18 protein-coding genes and 1 tRNA gene are annotated in these 22,959 nt (G+C 35.3%); 12 read left to right on the top strand and 7 right to left on the bottom strand.

The genetic code is table 11. The features are described 5' to 3' along the window. Positions 1 to 2: 2 nt before the first annotated feature. The 3 genes from DRF57_RS15485 to DRF57_RS15470 form a co-directional block, all read right to left on the bottom strand. Entirely contained in the window at positions 3 to 740 is a 738-nt protein-coding gene (locus DRF57_RS15485; RefSeq protein ID WP_115919493.1) for a DNA-formamidopyrimidine glycosylase family protein, read from the bottom strand. Between the two features lie 115 nt (positions 741 to 855). Beyond that, the gene (locus DRF57_RS15480) at positions 856 to 1,482 is read right to left on the bottom strand and encodes a class I SAM-dependent methyltransferase (RefSeq protein WP_115919490.1); all 627 of its coding nucleotides are present in this window, start codon (positions 1,480 to 1,482) and stop codon (positions 856 to 858) included. 161 nt (positions 1,483 to 1,643) lie between these two features. After that, entirely contained in the window at positions 1,644 to 2,246 is a 603-nt protein-coding gene (locus DRF57_RS15470) for a DapH/DapD/GlmU-related protein (protein ID WP_115919488.1), read from the bottom strand. A gap of 110 nt (positions 2,247 to 2,356) precedes the next feature. Between DRF57_RS15470 and DRF57_RS15465 the strand changes: the two genes are divergently transcribed. Further along, positions 2,357 to 3,712: a deoxyguanosinetriphosphate triphosphohydrolase gene (locus DRF57_RS15465; protein ID WP_084087667.1), complete on the top strand. Its 1,356-nt coding sequence runs from the start codon at positions 2,357 to 2,359 to the stop codon at positions 3,710 to 3,712. A gap of 176 nt (positions 3,713 to 3,888) precedes the next feature. Continuing rightward, on the top strand, positions 3,889 to 4,827 hold the full coding sequence (locus tag DRF57_RS15460) for an SPFH domain-containing protein (RefSeq protein ID WP_084087665.1): 939 nt from the start codon (positions 3,889 to 3,891) through the stop codon (positions 4,825 to 4,827). 132 nt (positions 4,828 to 4,959) lie between these two features. On the opposite strand, the gene DRF57_RS24115 is transcribed toward DRF57_RS15460, so the two are convergent. Next, positions 4,960 to 5,574, bottom strand: a complete 615-nt coding sequence (locus tag DRF57_RS24115; protein ID WP_241508030.1) for a DUF4377 domain-containing protein — start codon at positions 5,572 to 5,574, stop codon at positions 4,960 to 4,962. Between the two features lie 149 nt (positions 5,575 to 5,723). On the opposite strand from DRF57_RS24115, the gene DRF57_RS15445 reads away from it, so the two are divergent. Continuing rightward, positions 5,724 to 7,745 (top strand): DUF3857 domain-containing protein, encoded by a 2,022-nt coding sequence (locus DRF57_RS15445; RefSeq protein WP_115919486.1) that lies wholly within the window; start codon positions 5,724 to 5,726, stop codon positions 7,743 to 7,745. Positions 7,746 to 7,852: 107 nt separating this feature from the next. Next, the gene (locus DRF57_RS15440) at positions 7,853 to 8,314 is read left to right on the top strand and encodes a lipocalin-like domain-containing protein (RefSeq protein WP_115919484.1); all 462 of its coding nucleotides are present in this window, start codon (positions 7,853 to 7,855) and stop codon (positions 8,312 to 8,314) included. Positions 8,315 to 8,464: 150 nt separating this feature from the next. Here the strand turns inward: DRF57_RS15440 and DRF57_RS15435 are convergent, their stop codons facing one another. The 3 genes from DRF57_RS15435 to DRF57_RS15425 form a co-directional block, all read right to left on the bottom strand. Further along, on the bottom strand, positions 8,465 to 8,818 hold the full coding sequence (locus tag DRF57_RS15435; protein ID WP_047486004.1) for a DUF962 domain-containing protein: 354 nt from the start codon (positions 8,816 to 8,818) through the stop codon (positions 8,465 to 8,467). A 157-nt stretch (positions 8,819 to 8,975) separates the two neighbouring features. Beyond that, positions 8,976 to 10,658 carry an APC family permease gene (locus tag DRF57_RS15430; protein ID WP_115919482.1) on the bottom strand — a complete coding sequence of 561 codons (1,683 nt, stop codon included), beginning with the start codon at positions 10,656 to 10,658 and terminating at the stop codon, positions 8,976 to 8,978. A gap of 104 nt (positions 10,659 to 10,762) precedes the next feature. Beyond that, the gene (locus tag DRF57_RS15425; RefSeq protein WP_115919480.1) at positions 10,763 to 13,003 is read right to left on the bottom strand and encodes a CocE/NonD family hydrolase; all 2,241 of its coding nucleotides are present in this window, start codon (positions 13,001 to 13,003) and stop codon (positions 10,763 to 10,765) included. A gap of 257 nt (positions 13,004 to 13,260) precedes the next feature. Between DRF57_RS15425 and DRF57_RS15420 the strand changes: the two genes are divergently transcribed. From DRF57_RS15420 to DRF57_RS15390, 8 genes are all read left to right on the top strand, one after another. After that, positions 13,261 to 16,224 (top strand): tetratricopeptide repeat protein, encoded by a 2,964-nt coding sequence (locus DRF57_RS15420; RefSeq protein ID WP_115919478.1) that lies wholly within the window; start codon positions 13,261 to 13,263, stop codon positions 16,222 to 16,224. A 9-nt stretch (positions 16,225 to 16,233) separates the two neighbouring features. Further along, a complete protein-coding gene (locus DRF57_RS15415) occupies positions 16,234 to 16,719 on the top strand; it encodes a hypothetical protein (protein WP_047485996.1) in 486 nt (161 codons plus the stop codon). Positions 16,720 to 16,749: 30 nt separating this feature from the next. Beyond that, on the top strand, positions 16,750 to 18,519 hold the full coding sequence (locus DRF57_RS15410) for a TonB-dependent receptor (RefSeq protein WP_047485994.1): 1,770 nt from the start codon (positions 16,750 to 16,752) through the stop codon (positions 18,517 to 18,519). A gap of 75 nt (positions 18,520 to 18,594) precedes the next feature. After that, a tRNA-Arg gene (locus DRF57_RS15405) sits at positions 18,595 to 18,668 on the top strand. A 94-nt stretch (positions 18,669 to 18,762) separates the two neighbouring features. Then, positions 18,763 to 18,918, top strand: a complete 156-nt coding sequence (locus DRF57_RS23670) for a hypothetical protein (RefSeq protein WP_157969902.1) — start codon at positions 18,763 to 18,765, stop codon at positions 18,916 to 18,918. A 234-nt stretch (positions 18,919 to 19,152) separates the two neighbouring features. Next, the gene (locus DRF57_RS15400; RefSeq protein ID WP_115919476.1) at positions 19,153 to 20,184 is read left to right on the top strand and encodes an alpha/beta fold hydrolase; all 1,032 of its coding nucleotides are present in this window, start codon (positions 19,153 to 19,155) and stop codon (positions 20,182 to 20,184) included. Between the two features lie 429 nt (positions 20,185 to 20,613). Further along, positions 20,614 to 21,642: an AraC family transcriptional regulator gene (locus tag DRF57_RS15395; protein ID WP_115919474.1), complete on the top strand. Its 1,029-nt coding sequence runs from the start codon at positions 20,614 to 20,616 to the stop codon at positions 21,640 to 21,642. 113 nt (positions 21,643 to 21,755) lie between these two features. After that, a complete protein-coding gene (locus DRF57_RS15390) occupies positions 21,756 to 22,871 on the top strand; it encodes a nuclear transport factor 2 family protein (RefSeq protein WP_115919472.1) in 1,116 nt (371 codons plus the stop codon). Positions 22,872 to 22,959: the final 88 nt, after the last annotated feature.

The raw sequence follows: 22,959 nt of genomic DNA, 5'->3' as shown, positions 1-22,959 counted from the left end.
GGTTAATCATACAGTTTTTGGTCTTTTTCGCAATAGAAACTTCGTCTTTTGCCTAATCCGGTTTGTTTCCTGATCAATTTTAACCCACATATGGGGCATACTGTTTTTGTATGGACCAGCCAGTGTTTCTTCAGCGTAAATTCTCTTTTCCATTCCAGAAAATCGAAGCTGTAATTCCTGGCTTCTGCAATAAGTTCTTTTAACTTTTTGTCTGGGAGACTTCCAAGTAAACTTTCGGGCTGAACTCCTATTCTGAAAAGCACTTCATTCTTAATAATATTGCCCACCCCCGAAAATATATTCTGATCCATCAGGGCATCGCAAACCATCATTCCAGGGTTTGACTTCAGTTTCTTTTTTGTTTTTGCAGGATTCCAGCGGTCACTCAGTACATCGGCTTCCCAGTCGATTGAATAAAGATGCTCCATCTCAACAGATTTTACAGAACAGGTGTAAAAGTACATTCCACCTGTTGAAAACAATAAAGCTAAACGTAAGCTTTTGTCCGGTTTTGTCTGCTCGTCAATACTGTAAGAACCAAACATCAGCAAGTGGATGCGAATAGCTGCTTTCTCAAAAACCAGATAAGTCTGTTTTCCAAAAGTGCGGATTTCAAGAAGGGACTGACCCACAAATGGTTCTTTGTCAAATTTTGCATTACCTGAAGCTTCTGTTACTTTTTGACCAACAAACTGCAGCAGGTTTTCTTTCATTAGAATTATAGATGGACCTTCAGGCATAACTTTCTTTTTTATGGAAAGTCCAAATCCTGTTCCGTTTGTTGATCCGTAATTGTCTTATACAAGACTGAGACAGGTCAGAATGTCGGTTGGATATTCTGACCTGTAGTTATAATTATTGTTTCCTTCCCACAAACCTGATCACAGAGCCGGTTCCGTTATGAAATAAACCTTCTTTAAGTTCTATTTCAGTTTCTGTCAGTTCCACAATATCATATCCCGGAAAATCAGCTTTGATTTCATCAATAGAGAATAAAGATTCTATATCCTTCGGACCTCCTACATTGGGGTTTCTTGCGATATAGTCCAGATGATTCTTACTGAAAGCTTCGAAAATAATGAAGCCTCCTTTGCGGAGATATGCGTTAAGCATTCTATGGATTGATGATTTTATTTCAGCAGGAAAATGAGCATAGATAAGAGCAATGGCATCGAACTGCTCCTCCCGGTAGCCTAAAGTTGACAATTCACCTACCTGATAATCAATACTAATCCGGTGCTGTTCTGCGAGCTGTAGTGCTTTCTTTTGCCCTTCAGTACTGATGTCAAATGCTGATGATTCCCATCCCTGAAGTGCGGCGTACACCGAATTCCTTCCCTCACCGTCGGCAGGGAAGAGGATAGAACCGGGCTTCAGCTGTTTCAATTGTGCTTGTAAGTAAAGATTAGGATCCGTTCCGTATACAAATTCCTCATTCGTATATCTTTCATCCCATTTCTGAAGCCATGTGTTATTTTCCATTTTTAAAATTTTTGTATTGAATTTTTAGGTTATTAGCGGTTAAAACCTGGTTTCTTTTAGTCTTCTCAAATGTAAAACGTTTTAGGCTGTTTCTTTCAATGGAAAAAACAGTGCTTGTTATAGATTTTTCTAATGGGATTTTTTTGGAGGAGTGAACCTGTTTATTGTATCTGTTCCACAAGTTCCAGTCTTTTTACAATACTGTTGCCGGAGAGTATGGTTCCTGGTGATAAGACTGCATTCGCCCCAATTTTAGAATCATCACCTACTAAAGAACCGAATTTATGAGTACCGGTTTTAATAACTTCAGCATTAAAAAGAACAGAGATTTCTTTATCTTTTCTTTCATTGTAATGATTGGCACAAATGGAGCCTGCCTCAAAATTTACCCTGCTTCCAATAATACTGTTTCCTATATAATTAAAATGGGCAACGGCGGTTTCACTACAGATAATACTTTGTTTTACTTCACTTCCGGGACCTATCTTCACCTGCTTCCCAATATAAACGGGACCTCTTACGTAGGCATTAGCTCCAATAAAAGCATCAGCTTCAACAATGACTCTTCCTTTAAATACTACATTTTGTTCCACAACGGCTGTTTTATGGATAGCACAGGAACCAGTTATTATATAATCATCATGTAAGTTTTTAGACTTTTTGTCCAATATATCTTCCAGCCTGTTAATAATTTCCCATGGGAGATTATTTTCGTTTAAATCAGGGAAAGGAAAATCTTTGATAAAATGGAAAATGCTGATCATTTGAGAATATATAAAGTTGCTGTGCATTTCAAATTTATATAAAAAGCAGCTTTAATAAAAATCTAAATAGTATTCCGTAAAACTAAAATTTGAAGTAATTTTGAAAAATGATGAATTTAAACCAGATTTTCACCAATCAACGTACAGGAAATAATCCGCATACCAAAGCTTCAAGGACTGATTTTCAAAGGGATTTCGATAGAATTATCTTCTCTTCTGCCTTCAGAAGGCTGCAGAATAAAACCCAGGTTTTCCCTCTTCCCGGAAGTGTTTTTGTACATAACAGGCTTACGCACTCCTTAGAAGTCTCGTCGGTAGGACGAAGCTTAGGAAGTATTATTGGTGAATTTATTGCTGAAGATTTTAAAAATGAACTTAGTGAAGATTCGAAGAATTTTTATCTCTATAATTTAGGAAATGTAATTGCTGCCGGATGTTTGTGTCATGATGTAGGAAACCCTGCTTTTGGTCACTCCGGTGAAGATGCTATTGCAAGTTATTTTGAAAGGAATGAGAAAGATCTGAAATCAAAATTTAATGAAAAGGAATGGGCAGATCTGGTTAATTTTGAAGGAAATGCAAATGCTATAAGGGTATTGGCTCAGCAGCAGCAGGGAAAAGATGCCGGAGGTATTCAGCTTACTTTTTCCACACTGGCAAGTATCGCCAAGTACCCATGTGAAGCGGTTGCTAAGAAAAAAGGGGTCATCCACAGAAAGAAATTCGGATTTTTCCAGAATGAAAAAGATATATTCCTGGAGATTGCGAAAGGAACTCATCTGATTCCTGAAAGTGAGGAGCCTTATATTTTCAAAAGACACCCATTTGTATGGCTGGTAGAGGCTGCTGATGACATCTGCTATAATATTATCGATATGGAAGATGCTCACAGGCTGGGAATTGTATCAACTGCCGAGTGTGAGAACCTGTTTTTTGAACTGGTGAAGTCTGAAAGTAATGATATCAACAAAGTGAAAGATAAGCTGGTTACCATTTCTAATGAAAATGAAAAAATCTCTTACCTGAGAGCAAAAGCAATCAATGCATTGATCAATAAATCACTTGAAATCTATAAACAGAATTTTGAAACGATCCTTAAGGGCGGACTGGATAACGGATTGCTGGATATTTACAAATCTGAAAATAAAGCTTTACAGGATATAGAATCCTTCTCTATAGAAAAGATCTACAATCATAAAGCAGTGGTAGAAATTGAAAATGCAGGATATAATGTAATGTATGAATTGCTGGACCATTTTATTCCTTCTATCCTGAAATCTGAGGACGAAAGAAAATCATATGATAAAAAAGCATTGAAGCTACTTCCAAGGCAGTTTGTATATGAAACCGGAACAGATTATCAGAAAGTTCTTGGAATTATTGATTTCGTTTCAGGAATGACAGATAATTACGCTACGGATCTCTATAGAAAGATTAAAGGAATCGACATCGGAATGACCGTTTAGTTTGAAAATAAGTAGTATATTTATAGGAGGTGTTTACAGTTGTTGAAAAAACAATCACAACGTTTTCTGATATGGGCTGGCCTGAAAGTAATCTCATTCTGAAAAATCAAAAATAAATTTTAGTGATTTCTTTAACAAAACATCAATTATTACTACTTATTATAAAAACTTAAACTATGGGTATTTATCTTGCACCCGTTATTTTCTTCGGGCTTATTATTTTATTTGCATCTTTTTTTGTTGTTAAACAGGAAACCGCTGCAATTATAGAACGTTTTGGAAAATTCCAGGCAGTAAAACATTCAGGGCTTCACCTTAAGCTTCCTATCATTGATCAGATTGCTAAAAGACTTAATCTTAGAATTCAGCAGCTGGATGTTATGATTGACACAAAAACACTGGACAATGTATTTATCAAAATGAAAATCTCTGTCCAGTATCAGGTTATCAGAAATCAGGTAGGAGACGCTTATTATCGTTTGGAAAATCCTGAAAACCAAATTACTTCTTTTGTTTTTGACGTGGTACGTGCTGAGGTACCCAAAATGAAACTGGATGATGTCTTTGTAAGAAAAGACGACATTGCAGTAGCTGTAAAAGGAGAGCTTCAGGAAGCTATGAACAGTTATGGATATGATATTATCAAAGCTTTGGTAACGGATATAGATCCTGATGAACAGGTGAAACATGCCATGAACAGGATTAATGCCGCAGAAAGAGAGAAAACAGCTGCCGAATATGAGTCAGAAGCACAGAGAATACGAATTGTAGCCGTAGCAAAAGCTGAAGCTGAATCTAAAAAACTACAGGGGCAGGGGATTGCAGATCAAAGAAGAGAAATTGCAAAAGGTCTTGAAGAATCTGTAAGAATGCTGAACAATGTAGAGATTAATTCACATGAGGCATCTGCTCTGATCGTGGTAACCCAACACTATGATACGTTACATTCTATAGGAGCCAGCAACCGTAGTAACCTTGTCCTTCTTCCCAATTCACCTACTGCAGCAAGCAGCATGCTGAATGATCTGGTGGTGGCTATGACAACAGCAAATACTGTAGGAGAGGCCAGTAAAGGTAAGTATCCGGAGCCTCCTCAAAAAGAATCAGGATATTAAAAACAGAAGCTAAGTATTGATTTCTCTTTTGAAAAGATAATCAAATAGATAACCGCAAAGTAATTATGTTATAGAAGCTTTCAAGCTGCTTGACAATAAAAAACTCCCGAATTTTTCGGGAGTTTTTTATTATTATTTCTTCGTTTTAGAAACCTGCTTGATCAATGTGTACTTTATAGAAGACGCATCTGCCGGTGGGTTATCTATTTTTTCAGTTTTTACTTTTAATACATATTCATACCCCGGTTCATACGTAAACCCTTCAATATTGCTGTAGAAATTTGTCCAGCTTTCAGAAGCATTTTCTTTTACCTGTAAACACTTCATACGTCCTGCACCTGCTGAACAGTCTACAGTCTGTGCTCCTATTATAAGTGTTTTTTCGTTTGCTGCCACTGCTTCTTTTTTTGTTTTAGAAACTTGTTTCACCAATGTGTATTTTACGGAAGATCCGTCAGCTGGTGGATTGGCAATTTTTTCAGTTTTTACTTTTAATACATATTCATACCCCGGTTCATACGTAAACCCTTCAATATTGCTGTAGAAATTTGTCCAGCTTTCAGAAGTTTTTTCTTTTACCTGCAGACATTTCATAGGAGCCACTCCTGTACAATCTGCTGTTTGTGGTCCTACGATGAATGTTTTTTCATCAGCTGCGGATGCACCTGCGGTGGTTGTACATTGTGTCATTGCGAATAATGCTAACGCGGGAACTGCCCCTTTTAGAATTGTTGCTATACTTTTCATAAAACTTGATTTTACAACCTTACTCGCAATTACCATGCCGAAATTCCAGCCTGAATTGTCGCAGTTCTTCTATTGTTTTTTGTTTTTTTAATCATTTAATTTGAACTTCATAATAATTACACCCAAAAACAGAATTATTAAATAGAAATATGGATAATCAAATGCAAGTTGAAAATTATAAGATTCAAAAACCTGAAGTGTGGGCAGGAAATATTGGAGACCAGGAAATCATAGACAGAATCAAGGACTCTGAATTTTCCAGGAAACAAATTGAAGAGGGTAAAGATTACTGCTATTTTTTAGATAAAAAATATTATACAAGCAATAACGAAAACAGTGAATATGTCTGCATGGCTTATACACTGAATGAGCCCGGAAATTTAGAACGAGCCTCAGTTTCTGATGTTGTGGTAGAAGAAAATGAAGTCTATCAGATTCATAGAATCAGTGTTTTAAGAGATGGTGTTTTGATAGACAAAATTCCTGATACCAGGATTAAAGTATTGGATAGTGAAAACCAGAGCAGTGGAGGAGTGCTGAGCAGCAATAAAAAAATCAATATTACGATCAAAGATCTGAGGCTATATGATGTATTGGTCCTGGAAGATTCACGGATTAAAGAATTTACAGACCGTGATTTCCTGAGAAAGGAATTTTCAAAATATGTGTGGGTAAGTCCCGATAATTACTGGGCTTACGGTCATTTTAAATTTACCTTTATCAATGCCCGTGAGCAGACTATAGCGTATAAAAAAACCTTCTTCCGGAATGAAAAGGGGGAAGTGCTGGAGCCAGAAATCAAATTCCTGAAACAGGGGCAATGCTTTGTGATTGAGGAACCCAATTATATCAACACTGTAGATTCAGGACGTGAAATTTTTCCTTATGTAGATTTTGCAACGGAAAGCAGCTGGAAAGATCTTTCCAATTATATTGCTCCCCTTTATGAGGAAGTTTCTAATAAAGCTTCTTTACAAGACTTTGCTCCCAATCTTATTGAAAAACTGGAGGCTATTGCAGATCAGGGCGAAAAAATTCAGTTGGCCATAGAATATGTTCAGAATCATATTTACTATATTTTCGATGCAGATGAAATGAATGGTCATAAACCCCAGGAACCATCAGTAACCTATGAAAATAAGCAAGGGGACTGCAAAGCGAAATCACTTTTATTAAAAGTAATTCTTGAATATATTGGAGTGGAAGCATCCGTAGTATTGGTGAATTTTAATACGGATTATTATATTAAATACTACCTGCCTTCCTTATTAAGTTTCAATCATGCAGTCGTGAAAATCAAGTACAAAGGGGAAGAATATTTTGTAGATGCTACTACACGTGATGAGTTTGGACTGATTGAAAACAGAGGGTTTATGTATTTTATACATTATCTGGAGACAAAGAAAGACCAGGAATTGCAAGTCAGAAAGCCGCATAAATTCCCCTATTACTGTGTGGATGAAAAGGTAGATTTCAATGTAAAAGGCAATATTGGAAAGCTTAATCTGGTTACTACCTATAAAGGGAATCGGGCAAATGCCATGAGGAGGTATTTTAAAAGTACCCATAAAAGAGAGATTATAGACAGCTGGAACAGCTTCCTTTTTTATGGTTTCAATTATTCCAATGACAGAAACGGAACAGATATCAGAAATGTATTCAAAGATGCGGAAATTGATGTGGTAAGTGATGATAAAAAATTGAATGAAATGAAAATTCAATATACTGCGACAGTAGACAATCCTTATTATGTAGACCCACAGAATAACCGTTTTCTGATGTATTTTGACCGGAATGTAATAAAGGCCAGTGCACGGGATTTTATGCATAAAGATCTCCCTTTCTGGCATAGTTTCGACAGTGAAAAATATGAAGTCAATTTGTATACAGATCAGAAAATCGATACCGGAGAAAAATATACCGTTCAGGAAAGTACGATAAAAAACCCTTATTTCGAATATAGCAGCCGTAAGAAAGTGACTAAAAATGGAGCAAGTGTCTATATTGAATCCAATCCTTTAGTGAATATTGAAATTCCACAAAAAGACTTTGAACAGTTTAGAACGGATCACCATACGGTTGCGGACAGTAATTTCGGACTGGGGATTGATATCATAGAACCCGGATTAATGAACAGTCTTAAATTCAGTTTTAAGAAAAGATTTAAATAGAGATGTAAATTTCTTGGGGCAGCAAAGCTGCCCCAAGAAACCATTTTCAGGATTCTTTTATTTCAATTATTGTATCTTCGTTGAGATAACACAAACCTATTCTTTCAATGATTGATAAACTATTGCCGGTTGCTTTTCTTATGGCAGCCTATTTATCTGTAAACGCCCAAAAATTAGCAAAAGAAAATGTGATTGGATTCTGGAAGTTAAAAGAAGCCGGATTTTATGAAAATAAAGAGAAAACAGTGAAAGACTTTGATAACTGTCGTCTCATGAGGAATTATGCAATAAGGGAAGATGGCTTTGCTGTTTACAATTATACGGAAGGTAGCGTAGGAGATTGTATGCCCTCCGAACCCAGGCTTTCATTTTGGAGAATTGTAGAAAACAGAATTCAGTTTTATGTGGATGATAAAAATATCCTGGAAGAAGTAACTGTCACTTTGAATAAAGATAAAACAATGACTTTTTCAAGCTATATACCTGAACAGATCAAAGTGAAAGGAGATCCTGCAACTGAGAAAATCATCAATATCATTCATTATGATATTCTTGAGAAACAATACTGATAGCAAGCTTTAGATTTTACGTACGGATTAGCGATTCAGTTCAATCCAATATAGATCCTGTATTTATTGGTAAAGAATCAATGAATATACTCCCTTATAATGGTAAGGCAGTCCATATAATGTTATAGTGTTTCTAAAGAAAACCTGATTTTAAAGTGAGCCTTCCGGGTGTTGAGATTCTTTCGGCTGAACAGGAGTTATAAATTTTTGTTTTCCAATCAGCAATTCAAAGAATAGTCTGAAATCCGAGATCAAAGACCATAAAGGATACTTAAAAGTTGCAGGCTTATTTCTTTCGATCACCGCATGGCTGAACCACGCAAAACCATATCCGAAAATCGGAATATACCATAGAAATCTTTCTTTTCCCGAATTGATCACATATGCAATCACTGCAAAGACGAGTAGGGTTCCTATGAAGTGGAAGATCCGCGTCCCTGTTTTACTATGCTCGGTAAGGTAAAACTGATAAAATTCTCTGTATGTTTTTATTCTCTCAGACATGGCAGATTAGTTTGATGGTTCTGTTAAAATGATAGCAATAATGCTGCCGATTTTTAAAAGATATTGAAACTAAGGTAGTGAAAGGCAAAAAGTTAAACAATAAAAAAAGGCGAACGTGCAGTGTTGCCCGTTCGCCTTTATATATATTAATTATTCATTATTTTTTCCTTAACTCTTTTCCAAGTTTACTGTTCTTGTAGCCGTAGCAGAAATAAATAACCATTCCTACAAGGAACCACATTCCGAACCAGAACCAGTTTTCATGGCTCATACCGGTAAGAAGGTAGAGGCAAGAACTTAGACCCACTAATGGAATGAGCGAGAGATTCTTCACAAAAGTCAAAATACATAACGCTATATTAATCAGAATGAAGAAGAAGATAGAAGCTCTGAATTCCCCTTCTTTAGGATCTTTCCAGTCCATTAAAGTCTGGAAAAATTCTGGCTGCCAGTAGTAGAATGCAATCAGCCCACCTATGAAAACAATAGGGAAGATGATTTTACCATTAATATAAGGGAGATGGAATCTTCCCTTTATTTTTTCCTTAGCCGGAAGCATAAGAACCCCTGCACAAACTAATACGAAGGCGAAGATAGTACCGATACTGGTAAAGTCCAGGATAAATGTTTTATCTGTAAATAAAATAGGAATCCCTACGACAATTCCGGTAACAACAGTTGCATAAGAAGGTGTTTTATATTTAGGGTGTACCTTTTGAAATCTTTGAGGCATTAATCCGTCACGGCTCATCGCATACCAGATTCTTGGCTGTCCCATCTGGAAAACCAATAATACGGTTGTAATAGCAACGATAGCAACAAAAGAAACAACAAGTTCCATCCATGCGACATTAGCATTGGTTTTTTCAAAGATAAACGATAGCGGATCACCAACACCGTCAAACTTTTTATAGTCTACCATACCTGTTAATACTAATGTAAGGGCAATATAAATTACCGTACATAAAACAAGCGAGATGATCATTCCTTTTGGTAAGGTTTTTTGCGGATCTTTAGTTTCCTCCGAAAGAACACTTAAAGCATCAAACCCGATATAGGCAAAGAATACTCCCGATACGGCACTCATTACTCCTGCAAAACCATTAGGCATGAAGGAAGGGCTTCCTGTTACCGGGCTTATGGGAGTCCAGTTATCTGTATTGATATAGGAAAAACCAACCAGAATTACCAATATAATTACACCCAGTTTTAAAATAACAAGGGAGTTATTGAAGTTTTTACTTTCTTTTACTCCTACATAACAAAGCCAGGTGATCAAACCGTTAATCACCAGTGCAGGAATATCTACGATAAATTTTAAACTTCCAAGTAATGGAGCTGTTTTCCATGCATTCAGTAATTCTTTATTTTCTGAGCCGTTTTTAAAGGCTTTGCTGGCCTCTGTATAACTGCAGGTAAGATAATCAGGAATATGCATTCCGAGACGGCCTAAAAAGCTGGTGAAATAATCCGACCAGGAGAAAGCAACATAAATGTTTCCAAAGGAATATTCCATAATCAGTGCCCATCCGATAATCCAGGCAATTAATTCTCCAAAACTGGCATAGGCATACGTGTAAGCAGAGCCTGCCGTAGGTATTCTGCTGGCAAATTCAGCATAACATAAAGCGGTAAACCCACAGGCAAACCCACAAATCAAATATAGAAGAATAACACCGGGACCGCCTCTGAAAACGGCTTCTCCTAAACTGCTGAAACTTCCGGCTCCAATAATGGCTGCTATCCCAAAAAATACAATGTCCCATACACCTAAGACCCTTAAAAGCCCCGTTGAAGTATCTGTATCTGAATAGATTTTTCTTCTAAAAAGTTGACTCATTCAATAACTATATTTGATTTGAAAAAAAGCAAATGTAATGATTTTTTATTTTGATGTTAACAGTTGTTAAGAACATTTAGGTAAAAATGCTCAATCAAAAGCTGTTAGTCTTTATAAACAGGTATTTCAACATAGCTGTCATTATACCATTTTATTTCCAAAGGTTCCCCGGAATCCTTTATCGTTTCATCACTTACATCTTTTCCTGATCCATAATTGATCTGCCAGTTAGGATTTTTATTAATACCGACCAATAAAAGTAATTTGCTTCCTTTTTCTATCTTTTTACTCATAAAATAGGAATTATTAATCGGGATTTGTTCCGTTTTATTCGGTTCAAGAAGCTGTCGCTTTTCATTATTCTTTGCATAGCTGGCTCTCACAATATGAGTGGATAGTAACGAAGACTTCCCGTCCGATTGAATCTGGTACAGATAAGTATCCGTATCAAAATCTTTTTTGTTGATGGAAACATTGAAGAATCCTGAAAGATTTCCGCTGATGATCATGTCCTTATCCAATACTTCACTTTCAAAAGCAATTGAAGTAGTCATTTTTATGCTGTCTTTTTTGCTGACTTTGTAGTAAATGTCTTTCTGATCTCTGTTTTTAAAATCAACAACTTGAGTTGTGAAGCTTTTAGTCTCAGGTTTATTAAATACCGAAGAGGTGTTTTTCTTGTCCTGAAGATAAAATTTTAGGGTAGAAGTATGCATTTTGTCAAGATCAGCTACATGTTTCCAGGTATTGGTGTTCATTACCTGAAAATTGATTCTGTCTTTTAAAATTTCAGGTTTTTTACCGCCTTTAAGAATATAGTCAAACCATGAGAAAGCGAGATCATCAATGCTTATTCTGGCTACCGGATCAATAGGGTTTCCATTCACATAAGTAAACCCGAAACTTTGGGCTCCTCCATGATTATAAGGGCCTATCACCAGATAATGATCTGCATTTTTATTGTACAGATGATGCTGTTTAAAATAATACAGCGCACCAATCTGATCATCGTCATAATATCCTGTTGTCGTGAGAATAGGAATATTGATTTTAGAAAAATCCTCTTTGTAAGGAACCATTTTCTGCCAGTACTGATCATATCCCGGATGATCCAGCCATCGTTGAAATATTTTGCTCGGTTTACCGCTTATCGTGTCCAAAGACCTGAATGCTTTTCCGCTTTTGTACCATTTTGTATAGATAGAATCCCATTTTACTGCATTGGCGAAATCAGCCTCGTCCGTAAGTTTGTTATTGGTCACATACTGTATCCACTGAAGCATATAGCTCATGAAGATGTTATTCTGAGCAGGATAATCGATCCCGATTCCTACGGCTACCTGAGGAACAATTGTCTTTAATGCCGGATGCAGTTTTTTTACGGCTGCCCACTGACTGAAACCTAGGTAGCTTCCACCGATCATTCCCACTTTTCCATCACACCAAGGCTGTTTGCTTACCCAGTCGATTACTTCATAAATATCTTCTGATTCATGCTCAAAAGGATTATTTATATTGTTACTGTTTCTCTTACCCCGGGTATTAACAACAGCTCCTACATAATTATAAACAGCGGCTCTTTTTCCGAAGAATTCATCAAATGAACCTGCATAAATATTGCTGGTAAGAATAACAGGAAGTGGGGACGTATTCCCTTTTTTCCGAACAATAGTGATCGTTAAGGTAGCTCCGTTTTTTATGGTAAGATCTTTGGTTTCAATAATGAATCTTTCCTTGTCTTTTGAAGTCAGAAGCTGCATCACCTGAGGTTTTATACCGGAATAGGTTTTATAACTTAAATAGCTTTTACATAGAGCAAGAGCTGTTCTGTAATCAATACTGTCTTTGTCTTTTTGTTTGTCAAGTATTTTTTTCAGCTGCTTTCTGGATTCTTTTACATCACCGTCAAGAGCTAGCCTAAGTCTGGGAATCAATTTTTCCGGAAGACTTCTGTATTTTTGATTAAACACTTTCTGAAGTGCATTGGAAAATGAAGTGTTGCTTTCTTTTTGTGCTATTTTCGAAAGGCTGTACATTTCAAATCCAATATATCTGTACCCTCCCATATTGTTATCAGCGAACAGATTACGGTTTTCAGAAAGAGAAACCAGTGAATTTTTATAATCCTGAGCCACCATCTGTAAACGGAAAAGATTGTCCATAAGGTCAACGGTGTTTTCCGGTTTGTACTTTGCTGACTGAAGGTGAGGAATCACTTGCAGAGCAAGGTTAGGGATCTGTTTTTCCATTATAACAGAGTCAGTTACAGCTGTCTTTGGAAAGTAAAATTTTTGTGCCTGCAGGAGATTTACAAAAATTAATGCTAAAAGAATCTTAAATTTCATGGAATGGTGTGTTTATGGTATGTTTTTAGCTGTTGTTGAAAAAGTATCCAATTTAAATACGTTTTTGATAACGGTTAATTAAAATTGTTTACATTTTATTAGACGAAAGTAGTAAATTTTATCATTGTATAGTGAGAAAATTTTCATGGTTATGAAATAAGAATTAACATCCATTAACGGTGTTAAAACTTGCTTAAACAATAAGTTTTTAATATTTTCGTTAACTTATTTAGACTAATTTTCTTATATCAAGAAGAATGAAATCAAAAAAAATACTTTTAGCGGCTGCTGTGATCTATTTCGGAATTGCCGATGCCCAACAGTCCCAATATTTTACACAGAAAGAAAATTATAGATTTAATCTGGCAGAAAACCTTTATCAGACCAAAATATACAACGCTTCCCAATATGAATATGCAAGACAATATTTCTACAATCAGAATTTGTCCCGTTCAAAGAAGGAAGCGGCTCAGTTTTTTGACAACGTGATTGGGGTAATTCTCCAGAAAAATCATGCTGAAGAAGGTTTAACAGCTTTTATTAAAGAATATCCTAACTCTGCGTATTTTGCCCAGGCTAATCTTCCTTTAGCGGATTATTATCTGGCAAAAAAAGATTTTGACAAAGCATTGGAAACTTTGAAAAAAGTAAACCAGTACCAGCTTTCAAAAGAGGAAAATACCCAGTATATTCTAAAACTGGGCTATGCCAAATTCATGACCGGAGATTCTAAAGGGGCTACCGATGCATTGGAAGAAGCTTATAAGTCGGCTGATCAGTCTCAAAAAGGGGATATTGCATATATGCTGGGGCATTTGTATTACAGCAACAGGCAAAATGATAAAGCTTTCCAATATTTTGATTCTATAAAAGATCAGGATAAATTCTCAAAACTGGTACGTCCTTATTATGTACAGCTGTATTATAATGATAAGAATTATGACCAGGCAATTTCTGAAGGGAATGCCTTACTGAATGAAAATATTTCAGATTCCTATAAAGCAGAGGTTCATAAGATCATTGGGGAAAGTTATTTCATGAAAAATGATTACACGTCTGCCTATCCGCACTTAAAAGACTATCTGAACGTACAGCAGAATCCATCTGAAAATGATTTGTATGAAATGGGATTCGTAGCTGCTCAGCTTAAAAAATATGATGAGGCAGTTTCTTATTACAATCAGCTTGTTAACAGTAATTCAGCACTGGCGCAGAATGCTTATTACCAGTTAGGAAATGCTTATCTGGCAGTAGATAAAAAGCAGGAAGCACTTTCGGCATTCCGTTCTTCTTATCAGATGGATTATGATGCAAAAGTGAAAAAGCTGGCTCATGAACAGTATGCTAAATTAAGTTATGATATCGGGAACCCGTTTGAAAGTCCTTCAGGAGTAATCCAAAGTTATATCAACGAGAATCAGAACGCCGCCAATGCCTCAGAGATGAGATCGTTATTGGTAAAATCTTATCTGTATTCGGGTAACTATAAAGAGACCCTGAATGCTATTGACAGATTACAAAGCTCAACCCCGGAAATCAATAAAGTAGACCAGGAGGTTTCTTATTTGTTGGGAACAGAAGAGTTTAATAAAGGGAATTATGATGAGGCTGAAAAGTATTTTCTGAGGAGTCTTGGATTTAATATCAATAAAGAATTTAACAGTAGAGCTTTATATTGGCTGGCTCAGGTATATTACCAGAAAGGAAATTACCCGTCTGCTATAGCCCGTTATGAAAAACTTCTTACCGAGAGCTTTCCTGAAAAACAACAGCTGCCTTATGATTTAGGATATGCTTATTTTAAATCTAAGAAATTTGATCAGGCAGCAACTTATTTCAAACAGTATCTGACGAATCCTAAACCTGAGTTTAAAAATGATGCAGAACTTCGTCTGGCAGATATTCATTACGCGAATAATGACCTGAACGAAGCTATTGCCATTTATGATAAAAATGAAGATGCTACGGATTATACCGTATATCAGAAAGCAATGGCTTTAGGATTTAAGGGAGATACGCAGGCAAAAATCAATAATTTAAAAACGCTATTATCGAAATATCCAAATTCTGAATATTACGATGATGCACAATACGAAATAGGAACGGCTTATGCCGCTCAGGATGACTTTACGAATTCCAATGATTATTTTGGAAAGGTGATTAAAACCTCTTCAGACAAAGATCTGATTGCGAATGCTTCTATTTACAGGGCACAGAATTATATTGATCAGAATCAGAATGACAAAGCTCTTTCTGAACTGAAGTCTCTGGGTGAGCAGTATAAAAATACAGCATATGCCCAAAAGATCGTTCAGGCAGCAAAACCTATTTTCACGAAGAACGGAGATGTTTCCGGATATGAAAACTTTGCCAGGACGATTGGAGTCAATGTGGATGCTTCTGAAATTGATGAGATCAACTTATCTACAGGAAAACAGTATTTCTCTAAGAAAGACTATAAAAATGCCATTTCTTATTACGAGAAATATCTAACACAGAATCCAACAGGTGAGGGGCTTTATCAAGCGAAATACGAGCTTGGGGAAAGCTATTACCAAACAAATAATTCAACAAAAGCACTGCTTGTTCTTCAGGAAGTTGCTGGAGTTCAGAACGACTATCAGGATGATGCTCAAACCCGTTTAGCGCAGATCTCCCTGGCACAAGGGAATACTGCTGAGGCTAAAAAATATCTTGAAGGGATTAAGAATTCTTCAGATATCAGCATTAAAAACTACGCAAATGTTGAGCTGATGAAGCTTTATGCTGATGAAAAGAACTTCTCTGAAGCTGAAAAACTAGCAAATGCTGTTATTGCCAATTCTAAAAACTCGGCCGCTGTCATTGAAACAGCTAAAGTAATTAAGGCGAGAAGTCTGATGAACTCAGGAAAAGATAAAGACGCTCAGTCTGCCTATACTGCTCTTGAGAAATCATCCAATACTTCCGTAGCTGCGGAAGCACTGTATGCAAAAGCTTATTATCAGAATAAAGGTAAAGCATTCAAATCTTCCAATGAGGCAGTCTTTAAGCTTGCCAACAACTATTCATCAGAAGAGTACTGGGGAGCAAAAGCATTGGTATTGATGGCGAAAAACTATATCGGTCTGAAAGATAATTATCAGGCAAGCTATACCTGTGATCAGATCATTGCCAATTATAAAGATTTCCCGGAAATTGTTGCAGAAGCAAAAGAAGTAAAAAAACAGATTAAAAAATAAGAATTAAAGATGTTTAAAATAACAGCATATTCTTTTTTAATTTCTGCTTCCCTTTGGAGTTGCATTCCTGCATACAGCGCTTATCCTAAAGAATACAGAAAAGCTAAAGCTGATTTTCCGAAGCAAAAAGCTTTTGTAGTGAATAAAGATCTTAAAAGAGAGTTTGATATTTTAAAACATGCTGGTATTTATGAAATTGTGGAAGACAGTACCCATGCAGCTAAAATAACCCTGCATCCGATGCTGACCCGTACTCCTTCATGTGGAAACGCTATGATTGGAAGTATGATTACAGTAGGATTACTACCCTCAGGTTTCCCATACAATATTACTTATAGTTATGATGTAGCCGAGAACAGTACAACGAAGAATTATCAATATAATTTAGAAGTTTATCAGAGCCTTTGGCTGTTTAATATATTCAGACTAGGCAGAACTTTTTCAAAACAGTCAGGGAAAGCTTTGTTGGGAAATTATATTGCTTCCAGTAAATAGATCCCATTATATTTTTCAAATAAAGAAAATATGAACAGAAAAATTCAATTATTATCCATATTATTTTTAGGGGCTTCGCAGTTTGCGTTTTCCCAAATCAAGGAGGAAAAACTGGTTCTTAATAAAAAAAGAGAGCCGGAAGTGAAGAAGATCGAAAAGAAGAAGACTTCTGTGGAAACCATTAAAAATTATCCACCGGAAGAGAAGTCCCAGAATCCTGTGAAATATACCATCACGGATGTTCCTGCGGTTTCAGATTTTAAAACTTCAACGATTCAGGGGGAAGATGTAGCTCCGAAATTTGATGGAACGGCCCAGAATAATTATTTCCAGTTCGGAATGGGTAATTATGGTAAAATACTGGCGGATGGAAATATTTCCAAAACTCTTGAGAACAAAATTGAAGTAGGTGGAGATCTGCATGTACTTTCTACAAATGGTCTTAAAAAAGATTATGACTGGAATTCAAAGCAGACATCAGCCAACTTTGCGGCTTTCCTTAATTCTTACGGAGATAAAGGAAAATTCAATATCAACGCTGAATATGGGTTGAATAACTATAATTATTATGGGATTTATGCCCTGCAGCCTTCTGCTGATGTTGATCTGAAGCAAAAGGTTAATCAGTTTAAGGTAAATGGATACTACGATTTCTACTCCAATGAAATTTTAAATGACGTAAGGGTAAAATCATCATTTCTGAAAGATCATTTTGATGCTCAGGAAAATCAGGTTTCCATTTTGGCCAATTTCTCTAAACATGCTGTTGAGCTGGGGAAATCCGGAATTAATCTGAATGCAGATTTAGGAGTAGGAATAGATGCGGTAAAAACAGATTTTGCCATCCGCGACAAAAATTCAGCTAATTTTTTCAATACTAATCTGACTCCTAAAGTAACGTTCAGAAAAGGGGATTCTTATTTAATGTTAGGTTCGTCATTCTCTTTCCTGAATGCTAAAAATTCAAATGATCTGATGGCGGAGCGCTTGAAAACCAATAAAACGTATTGGTTTCCACAGGCAGAATTCCAGTTTGCTGCAGCTAAAGAATTTAAATTCTACGGTGGGGTAGATGGAGGACTGAAGTTGAATACGTATGCTGATCTGTTACAGGCCAACCCATTCCTGGTTTCTGACCAGTATTTAAAGCCAACAGAGACGCAATATCATTTTTATGTAGGATTGAGAGGGGACATCGATGAAACGTTGAAATACGACTTCTCAGCAGGGTATGGAAAAATGAAAGATATTATGTTCTTTAAAGCGAATGGACTTTTTGATAATGATTTTACGCTGAACCGTTCATCTTATAATTTTGCCAATACATTCTCTACGGTATATGACGATGGAAATGTAAGCGATATCAAAGGAAGTGTACAGTATTTCCCATTGGCAAACCTGGTATTGGATGGAGAATTAAGGTTTACAAAGTATAATCTGAAGAATTATAATGACATTTATAACGTTCCTTTGTTTAATGCAAGCATCGGAGCTAAATATACAATGCTTGACAAGAAATTATTGTTAGGCTTCAAAGGAATCTTTGCAAGTGACAGAACTACAAACTCTTATATGATCGAAGGTGTAGCTAATCCGAACATGGTTTTTCAGTCTACAGAGAATACCAATGATAAAGTTGGAGGGTATGCTGATTTAAATCTTTCCGCAGAGTATAAAATTCACAAAAATTTTAGTATTTTCGCACTTGGAAATAATCTTCTAAGCTCAAAATACCAGACGTACAAAGGATATAAAGTCCTGGGTGCTCAGATTCTGGGAGGGGTGAAGATTACATTCTAATCATCAGTAATAGAACAGTGAATGATAAGTAATTCTGGAATTACTCATTACTTATCATTCATTATTTATGAATATGGCTTCGTAGTTCAACTGGATAGAATATCGGATTTCGGCTCCGAGGGTTGGGGGTTCGAACCCCTCCGAAGTCACAAAAGCTCCTTTTTTAGGGGCTTTTTTTATATATTATCCCTAATCCTCCGATAATAATATTTTTTTGAATAATTGTTCGCGAAAACTGTTTAATTGAAAGAAAATAATGTTATGTCTGTAAACGGAAATCAATCATTATTCATTCAGAAAACAACCATGGAGAAAGTGAAAATAAAAGACGTGGGTAAGATGCAAGAGAAAATCAAGAAAGAGATGCCAGATCCAGCAAAAATAGCAGTACCAGAATAATACACAAGCCTTCTTTTTCAGGGGGCTTTTTGTTATATTTGCGGGAAAACTAATAATTATGTCTATACCAAAGATTCCATCTAAAATGTCTACAAAACATTTAACAGTAGTATTATAACGTTCACTCTAAAAAAACAATGGACGATCATTTAAACAATGATAGAAGATTGGTTTTTGTTAAAAGATTCTGTTTCGGCATTTCCGCCGTTGTCAATATGAAATTAAAAAATAACTATGAAATTAATTTTAAAAATATTTAAGTTTTTTGGTAAACTTATAATAGGAATTCTAGTATTATTATTGTTCTTGGGGCTGTGTTATAAATTATTTAGTCCAAAACCAGTTCCACCAGGTAAATTAGTTAATGTAAACGGAACCAATATTCATGTAAGAGTAGAGGGTGAAAAGAAATCTTTACCAACAATTATTATGGAAGCTGGCGCACACGGCAATACAGATATGCTTCATTGGATTGCGGAAGGGTTAAAAGATAAAACGAGAGTTATACGCTATGATAGAGATGGAAAATGGTTTAGTGAATCGAGTAATAGTGATGGTAGAGCTCCTGAGTTTTATGCCCATCAGCTTCATGAATTATTAGAAAAAATTGGCGAAAAACCGCCTTATATTTTGGTTGGTCATTCTATGGGAGGACCTTATAGTAGGATTTTCAGGGATCTTTATCCAAACGAAGTTGAAGGAATCGTTTTCATAGACTCAAGCCATCCTGAACAGTGGAATCGATTAGCACAAAAAGAACTGGTACCCAAAGGGCAGGCAAAATTATTAAAAATTGGATCTATATTAGCGGATTTAGGTATTTTGGGTATTTATAACAAAGTAATCAGTAAACCTCCGTATCAGGGTGATGGTTTACCTAAAGAAGTGTATGGGCGCTCACAATTACTAATCTATAATTCTGGTGATGTTTATAATATGTTTTTAAGAGAGAATAAGCTTACTAATGATGTACTGAAACGTGCAGGTACGGCAAAGAAATTAGATTCATTACCTGTTCTTGTATTTACCGCTACAGAACAGTATAAAGAATCTCAAAAAGATAGATACAGAAAAGAGGGAATTGATCCTGAAAAACAGACTAAATTATGGTTTGATATGCAGAAAGAAATCAAAGAACTTTCTTCTAATGGTAAACAAATTATTATGAATGCAAGCCATGGTAGTATCATTACAAAAAAAGAAAATGCTGATATAATAAATAAGGAGATTCTTTTACTATCTGAAAAGATTGGAAAGAAATATTAAGCAGGCTCTCACAAAGTGCAGAAGTCAATGAAATACTATTTAAAGCCCCGACTAAGGGGCTTTACTCTTTAAATAGATTATATAAAAGAATACGTTTCCGCTATGCTAAATCTCCAGCCTTTGAGGCTTTAGAGTTATTCTGTTTTTTACTAATTATAAGCAAGAAAAATCAACCCTGATTTCATGGAAGACAGGCTAATGGTGTTTTTTGAAGAATTCTCTACAAAATTGATTGATCTTGAGTAGACAATATGTATTTCTGTAAATGCAAATCAGCCATTATTCAAACGAAAAGCAACAATGGGAAAAGTTTTTGCTAAATTTGGAATATCAGTTTCATAAAGAAGTTTTGTGGTGAAAATCTAACCACATTACGAATTTCGAAAAGATAACTGCTAATAACTCCAAAAGAAAACATATTTTCAACTAATGAATATTGACAATCAAATATTATTTTTTTTAAGCGCTATAGGTGTTTTTAATAGTGTTATTTTGGGGTTCTATTTTCTATTCTTTAAGAAAAATAAAGCGATATCCGATTTATTTTTAGGGCTTTTGTTGTTAGCTTTAAGTACAAGGATCGGAAAATCTGTATTTTATAATTTTAATCCCCAGTTATCAAAAACGTATCTACAAATAGGCTTGTCAGCTTGTTTTTTAATTGGTCCTCTGTTGTATTTTTTTGTTAAATCAATACTGCAAAATCTTAATTATTCTTTTGCAAAATATAGTCTCATTTTTATCCTTATAACGATAAGCGTTTTTGGTTTTATCTTTCCATACAAGGAAAATCCTGAGATATGGAGACGGATAATTTATTATTCTATAAATATTCAATGGTTTATTTTTATTGTATTATCCATTTATGAGGCTAGATCAATTTTTAGAAAATTAGTAACCCATCGCAACCAAATTAGCTATCAGGAAACCTGGATATTATCAATTGTTTGTGGTGTTTTTGCCATTTGGCTTTCCTATTCTTTATCCAGATATACTTCCTATATTTCCGGAGCTTTGACTTTTTCCTTCAGTTTTTACATTTCTTTCCTTCTGATTTATTATGCAAAAAACAAAACGTCAATTTCTGTGATTAGTAAAGAAAAATACATCAACAAAATAGATGAAAAGCTGGTAAAGGAAATCCAAGAAAAAATTAATTTACTTTTTGAAACCAGAAAAATTTATACTAATCCTGATCTCACCTTATCCATTTTAGCCAAAGAATTAAATATTCGCCCTCAATTACTATCACAATTTATTAATGATAATTTGAATAAAAGTTTTGCTCAATTCATCAATGAATATCGAATTGAGGAAGCAAAACGGCTTTTAAAGGAAAGTGCTCAGTTGAAAATAGATGCTGTGGGTTTTGAATCCGGATTTAATTCAAGCAGTACATTTTATAGTTCGTTTAAAAAAATCACTGGAATGACGCCTTCCAATTACCAAAAAACATAATTTTTACTCCTAAAATATACATTCGTACTTCATGATGATAAACTTGGAATGATTTAAAAGGGAAGCAATATATTTTTGCGGAACGTTTTTTAAATCATTAAAATCCAAAGTTTATGGAAAAAATCTTTTTCGCAATTTTATTGGTACTCCTATCAAATGGGTGCTTTGCACAATCGGAACAATCTCTCATTGAGAATTGTATTCAAAACTATATTAATGGTACATCTTATAATGAGCCAGACCGTATTAGTGAGGCTTTTTATGCTGAAGCCAATCTTTTTCTAAGTCACAAAGAAAAACCTTTATGGATTGTTCCCGTTTCAGAATATGTTAACTGGTTTCAAAAAGGAAAAAAAGGAGAATTTAACGGGCGTATAGGGAAAATTATCTCTATAGAATACTTTAATGATATTGCTGTTGCAAAAGCCGAGATTCTTATTCCTGAAAAAAAACAGGAATTTATGGATATGTTCTTGTTAAAGAAAATTGACGGTAAATGGAAAATAATCAGCAAATCAGCAAGCAGTAAAGCCAGCAATAAAACCGGTAAAAAAATACTATTCATTGTTTCCAATGCTCATTATTACGGAAAATCTGCAATTTCAACGGGAAATAGCTTTGCCGAAATCGTAAACGCTTATGATACTTTTGTCAATTCAGGGTATACTGTTGATTTTGTAAGTCCGAAAGGCGGTGATATTCCTTTAGCTTATATCAATACCTCCGATAGTTTGCAAAAACAATATTTATATAATCAAGACTTTATGTACTCCATAAAATATACGTTGAACCCTAAACAAATTGATTATAAAAACTACAAAGCAGTCCATTATATTGGCGGTGGAAGTGCTATGTATGATGTTCCTGAAAATTCAGAGATCCAACGTATTGCGATGCAGGTATATGAAGATAACAAGGGTATTATCTCTTCGGTATGTCACGGAACAGCGGGTATTGTCAACTTAAGAACTAAAAATGGTAAATTCTTAGTTCAGGGAAAGACAATAAGTGGTTATCCTGATTCTTTTGAAAAACAAGATGGTGAATATTTTAAGCATTTTCCATTCTTAATCCAGAAGACAATAGAACAAAGAGGAGGAACTTTTAAATTTTCAAAAGGAAATGTATCTCATGTTGAACACGATGGCCGAATTATTACCGGACAAAATTTTCAATCATCAAATGGTGTTGCTCTCAAAATTATTGAATGGCTTGAGAAAAATAAATAAAATTTCTCATCGGCTAATAGAGGTTTACAGTATTGCTTTTTTTGACAAAATCTAAAGTTTGTTTTATTTATCTCTGAGAAATTGACTT

Origin of the sequence: Chryseobacterium rhizosphaerae, assembly GCF_003385455.1 — a bacterium.
GTDB classification, from domain to species: domain Bacteria; phylum Bacteroidota; class Bacteroidia; order Flavobacteriales; family Weeksellaceae; genus Chryseobacterium; species Chryseobacterium rhizosphaerae.
Note: the sequence above shows the minus strand (reverse complement) of the source record. Positions and strands in the feature narration are given on the sequence as shown.